Source organism: Heliomarina sp., assembly GCF_052826185.1.
The window spans coordinates 1-5,185 of sequence record NZ_JBRBUI010000038.1 but is presented as its reverse complement, the minus strand read 5'-3'; the positions used below and the strand labels follow the sequence as shown (position 1 = coordinate 5,185).

The following is a 5,185-nucleotide window of genomic DNA, read 5'->3' as shown; positions in this document are numbered from 1 at the left end:
GCACCGGGATATCGGTTCCACCACCAGGTGCCGCCAACGTCACTGGCGCTGTCATAGCCCCGGACGTTCAGTCCCTGCTCGTTGCGAAGTTTGTGGACGGCGTAAAGCCCGCCGAAGCCCGCGCCAATGACGACTGCGTCGTAATCCGCTCCGGATGTTTTAGTAATCTCAGTCTGAATGTTCATGTCACTCCTCCCAGAGTAAGACTGCTCCGCCCCGCAGTTTGCGGGTGAGATGGCAGATGAATGTGTCGTAGGGGTTTCTCTCGCACCGCACCGCACCGCACCGCAATGCAGTGCGAGTACAGGTGTCAGAGGGCCTGATACCATGCGGCGATGCGACCAAGTTCCTCGTTCGCCTCGGGCGCGCGTCCCGAAAGCGCGGGAAAGACATGCTGCATGCCTTCGACGATAGACAGGGTCACATTTACGCCCTGTGCCTTGGCCTTTTCGTGCAACCGCTCGGCATCGCTCCTAAGCGTCTCAGCCCCTCCGGCATTGATATAAAGCGGCGGGTAACCGGTGAAATCGTTCTCCAGAGGGTTGGCCAACGGATTTAGCTGATCAGTGCCTTCACCGAGGAACATTCCCGCCATCGCTTCGAGAATCGGTTTCCCGACTAGCGCATCGGTTTCCGCGTTGGTTTCCAGTGTTTCCCCGCGCATCGCCATGTCTAGCCAGGGCGAATATGCGATGACCGCTCCGGGCAGTGGCAGCCCAAGTTCGCGAAATTTCAGCACGCTGGCGATGGCAAGATTGCCGCCAGCACTGTCGCCAGCGGTCAGAATATTTCTTGCCTTGAAGCCCTTATCCAGCAATGCTGTGTACGCGGCTACCGCATCTTCGATCTGCGCCGGAAATGGGTGCTCGGGTGCGCGTCGATAGTGCAGGATCACCGACGTAACCCCAAGCACCTTAGCGAGGTGCCCTGCCATTTTCCGATGACTATCGGCTGAGCCGACGGCAAAGCCGCCACCATGAGTGTAAACAATTACACGCGAGGTATCGGCCCCGACAGGCAGTGCCCAGATAGCCTCGACTCCTCCGATATGATCGCTTTTGTAGCTAACGTTTTCCGGCTCTAGAGCAGGCTGCCCCCATTCATCGAACATGCTGCGCAAGTTCGCGATCGTCAGGTCTGGGTTCTCGACCATCTGATCGGTCCAATTCTGATAAAGCGCCCGCAGCGTATCCGCTTCTCTACTGATTTCCATATTTATCCTCCCAAGAGTAACATTTGGCAAAGCCACCACCTGACGTCGCCAATCTCGGAGGCGTCAAACGGTCTGAGGCGTACGCCAATGATCTCAGAGTAAGGGCGAAGAATGCACCGTGTATTGAACATACCTGCTTTGGAAATTGTATGATCTTGCTCAGCCTGTCGTGAGGCAGATATGCCTGCTACTAGGCTCTGTTGAACAAATTCCGTGCGGGATCCATCTTATGAACCCGGCTTGGTAGCCGGGGTGCATGAGCAGACTGCACCCCCGACCTACAACACCAGGAACTTGCGAGCCTACAATGAAGCGCTCAAGCGCCGGGGCGCTCTGGCAATCTGGTTCGACCCCGAAATGAGCTGGGAGGCCGCGCCGATAGGCAGTCGTGGCCGGCAGCAGACCTACAGCGATGCCTCCAGCCAGACCTGCCTTTCCATGAAGGTGTTATTCGGCATGGCGCTCCGGTAGACGACTGGGTTCGTCTAGAGCCTGCTGCAGCTGGTTGGTCTCGTCCGGACTGTGCCCGACTTCAGCACCCTGTCCCGGCGTCAGAAGACCCTGGCCGTGAACATCTCGAATCGCGGCTCCAAGGGGCCGCTGCACCTGCTGTCAGCACGCGTATCAAAGTCGCGGGCGAAGGCGAGTGGCACGCCCGCAAGCATGGTGGACCCAAACGGCGCGTCTGGACCGAGATCCATCTCGGGGTTGACGAGGAAACACTGGAGGTTCGCGCAGTGACGAGGTCACAGGGAGCCACATCGGCGATGCATGGGTTTTACCCGACCTCCTCAACCAGATCCCGGCGGACCAGTAGATCGGCAGTGTCATGGCTGACGGTGCCTACGACACACGGAAATGCCACGACGCAATTGCTGACCGTGGTGCCCACGCCGTTATCCCGCCACGCAAGAACGCAAAGCCATGGAAGACCATCACCGCCGGAGCCGTGGCGCGAAACGAGGCCCTGCGCGCGGCGAAGTGCCTGGCTCGCGCGCTCTGGCGACGATGGAGCGGATACCACCGCCGAAGCAGTGTCGAGACGAAAATGAACTGTGTCATGTCGCTGGGGCATCGCCTTATAGCGCGGGACTTTGACCGTCAGGTCGCGGCACTCCCAGTCCGCATCGCCGTCCTGAACGGATACACTGCACTCGGCATACCCGTTACGGAAGCTGTGGGATAAGTTTATCCGGGGAAAGGGCAACCACGGCCATCACCCCATTTGCAAAACAGACTCCCTCTACCACAGAAAGACAACTTATCTGCCGGTGATCGTGGGAAACATGCTGACATGTTCCTCCCCGGTCGCGAAAACTCTTTCTAAATAACGAGGCACCCTCCAGCCGCAAGGATCCTCTTTGACATGCGCGCTGAAGAGCGCGGTCAACCGATCCTTGCCGATATTTTTGGCGTGGTGCATCAGGCCTCCCCGCCAGCGGGGAAATCCGTAGCCGTGAATCATTACTAGGTCGATGTCTTGCGGTTTTTCTGCTACGCCTTCGTCAAGGATATCGCAGGCTTCCGCCACCATTGTGAGCAAGAGCCTTTCTACGATTTCGTCAGCTGAGAACTCGCGGCGAGTGAAGTTCATTTCTTCTGAGACACGGAGTATTTCGCTAGCGACCAGCTCCGAATGTGAGGGTTTGCCGTCTGGCCCATAGTCGTACCATCCGGCGCCCGATTTGCGTCCTAGGCGTTTGTGCTTTTCGACCAGCCGCTCGACCAAGGGCACGTGACCACAGCAGTTCCCTTCGGCAACTGCCTTGCGACGGATATTCGCGTAGGCGATGTCCAGCCCCGACATGTCCTGTGCAGCATATGGACCCATCGCCATACCGAATCCGCGCATAGCCGCGTCGATCTCGTCGACATTAGCCCCCTCCACCAGAAGGCGATTAGCGGCGCGACGGTAGCTCGACAAAATTCGGTTTCCGATGAAGCCATCGCAAACACCAGACAGTACCGGGATTTTACCAAGCCTGTGCGCCAGCACAAGTGCTGCACCTAATGTTCCGTCTGACGTTCGGTCGCTCCTGACGACTTCCAGAAGTTTCATAATATGCGCAGGACTGAAGAAATGCATCCCTACAAAGCGTGCCGGGTGTTTCAACCCATCAGAGAGCCGATTTACATCGAGATAGGATGTGTTTGTGGCAATGATGGTCTCGGGTGGCAGTGCGCCTTCGAGTTCGGTCAGGATCGCGGTCTTAACCGCAAAATCCTCGAAGGCCGCCTCGATTGCTAGATCGGTTGGTGGCAGAGCGTCATAGCCTGAGACCGTAACCAGCCGGTCTTCAACCGTCTTTGCCGCATCGACGGACAGAATACCGCGACTGATACCCTGATCAATCAGCTTTTGCAGGTTTTTACTGGCCCACTCGGCGGACGAGGCACTACGTTCGACGACAGTCACCGAGATCCCTGCGGTCGCCAGCGTGTACGCAATAGCTGCGCCCATATTGCCACCACCGACCACGATGGCGGTTTCAGCATCTCGGGAAGGTCGGGGGTAGGCGCGCCCCTTGTTGGTTGCGGTACGCTCGGTGAAGAAAACGTGCCTAAGGGCCCGCGCCTGATCCGAGGTACGAAGGTCCAAAAACGCAGAGCGCTCGCTGGCTAGTGCGTCGTGCAGCGGCGTCGTCGCACTGGTCGCGACTAGGTTCACCGCAACCTGCGGGGCATTCTGGCCAGGCATACGCCGCGCTACATGCGCTCGGGCGACTTCCGCTGCGACGTGGTTTGGCTTTGGTGAAGGAAGATTGTCGGGTGCCTGTGCCGCCTCAAGTACATCGTCATCGAGAGCTATGGCCGCGCCAAGCGGGTCATCGGCTAGCAGCTGGATCAGTCCCATTTTCAGTGCCTGCTCGGCGGAAACAGCCTTCCCGGTGACAATCATGTCAAGCGCAGCTTCAATACCGATAAGTCGCGGCAGTCTTTGGGTTCCCCCTGCGCCAGGCACGATCCCCAAGTTTACCTCTGGCAAGCCCAGTTTGGCAGAAGTTGAGGCGATGCGATAGCAGCAAGCCAGAGCAATCTCTAGTCCCCCACCAAGCGCAGCCCCGTTGATTGCTGCGATAGTAGGAATCGGGAGGTGTGCAAGTTGCATCAGCACATCATTTAGTTGTGGATCAACAGGCAACTTACCGAATTCCTTCGCATCCGCGCCCGCGACGAAGGTCGTTCCTGTGCCGGTGATAATCAGCCTGGTAGCCCCAGTTTCGAGGACTTTGAAGATACAGTGTTGTATTCCAGCCCGAACCTCCGCGTTGATTAGGTTAAGCGGCGAATTGTCTATGGTCAGAATTGCTGCGTCATTTGAGAAGCTTAATTCAACAGGCATGGGCATCCTCACAGCACTGGCGCGCGATTGCGCGAGATAAATTTGGTAATGAGATAGCCTTCGAAGGTTTCCGTCCCGCCTTCAGTCCCATAGCCGCTGTCTCTCACGCCTCCAAACGGAGTCTCGGGCAGAGCGAGGCCGAACTGGTTGATGCTTACCATACCTGCCTGCAAACCCGCAGCTGCTTTATCTGCACGCTCTAACGAATTGGTAAAGACATAGGACGCCAGCCCGAAGGGTAGCCCGTTGGCCCGCGACAGTCCGTCCTCTATGTCACGAAAAGACGAGACGACAGCAATCGGGCCGAAGGGTTCTTCGCGCATCAAGTCAATGTCGTCGTTGGGCGTATCGACGATTGTCGGGGCATAGAAGTTACCATGATTTCCAAGCCTTTTGCCTCCCGTCAACACCCGTGCGCCGTTTTCGCGGGCATCCTCGACGAGCTTTTCCATCGCATTCACGCGTCCGCGATGACACAATGGTCCCATCTGCGTGCCTTCGGCTAAACCAGCGCCCACCTTTACGCTCTCAAATGCTGAAACTAGTTCGGACAGAAATCGATCGTAGATGCCTTGTTGTACGTAAAACCGGGTTGGGGCGATGCACACCTGGCCTGCATTGCGCAGCTT

General features: G+C 57.5%; 4 protein-coding genes and 1 pseudogene. 1 reads left to right on the top strand and 4 read right to left on the bottom strand.

Annotated features, from left to right (window positions below; genetic code table 11):
- Together ACU0FH_RS11735 and ACU0FH_RS11730 are read right to left on the bottom strand one after the other, a co-directional pair.
- On the bottom strand, positions 1 to 185 hold a 185-nt coding region (locus tag ACU0FH_RS11735; protein WP_446194794.1), incomplete at its 3' end, for an NAD(P)-binding protein.
- A 125-nt stretch (positions 186 to 310) separates the two neighbouring features.
- Positions 311 to 1,213: an alpha/beta hydrolase gene (locus tag ACU0FH_RS11730; RefSeq protein WP_009827026.1), complete on the bottom strand. Its 903-nt coding sequence runs from the start codon at positions 1,211 to 1,213 to the stop codon at positions 311 to 313.
- A 252-nt stretch (positions 1,214 to 1,465) separates the two neighbouring features.
- Here ACU0FH_RS11730 and ACU0FH_RS11725 point away from each other — a divergent pair.
- Positions 1,466 to 2,399 (top strand): annotated as a pseudogene (locus ACU0FH_RS11725) (IS5 family transposase).
- 75 nt (positions 2,400 to 2,474) lie between these two features.
- Here the strand turns inward: ACU0FH_RS11725 and ACU0FH_RS11720 are convergent.
- Both ACU0FH_RS11720 and ACU0FH_RS11715 read right to left on the bottom strand, forming a co-directional pair.
- Entirely contained in the window at positions 2,475 to 4,556 is a 2,082-nt protein-coding gene (locus ACU0FH_RS11720) for an FAD-dependent oxidoreductase (RefSeq protein ID WP_197918802.1), read from the bottom strand.
- A gap of 8 nt (positions 4,557 to 4,564) precedes the next feature.
- Positions 4,565 to 5,185, bottom strand: a 621-nt coding sequence (locus tag ACU0FH_RS11715) for an aldehyde dehydrogenase family protein (protein ID WP_446194793.1), incomplete at its 5' end; no start/stop codon positions are given.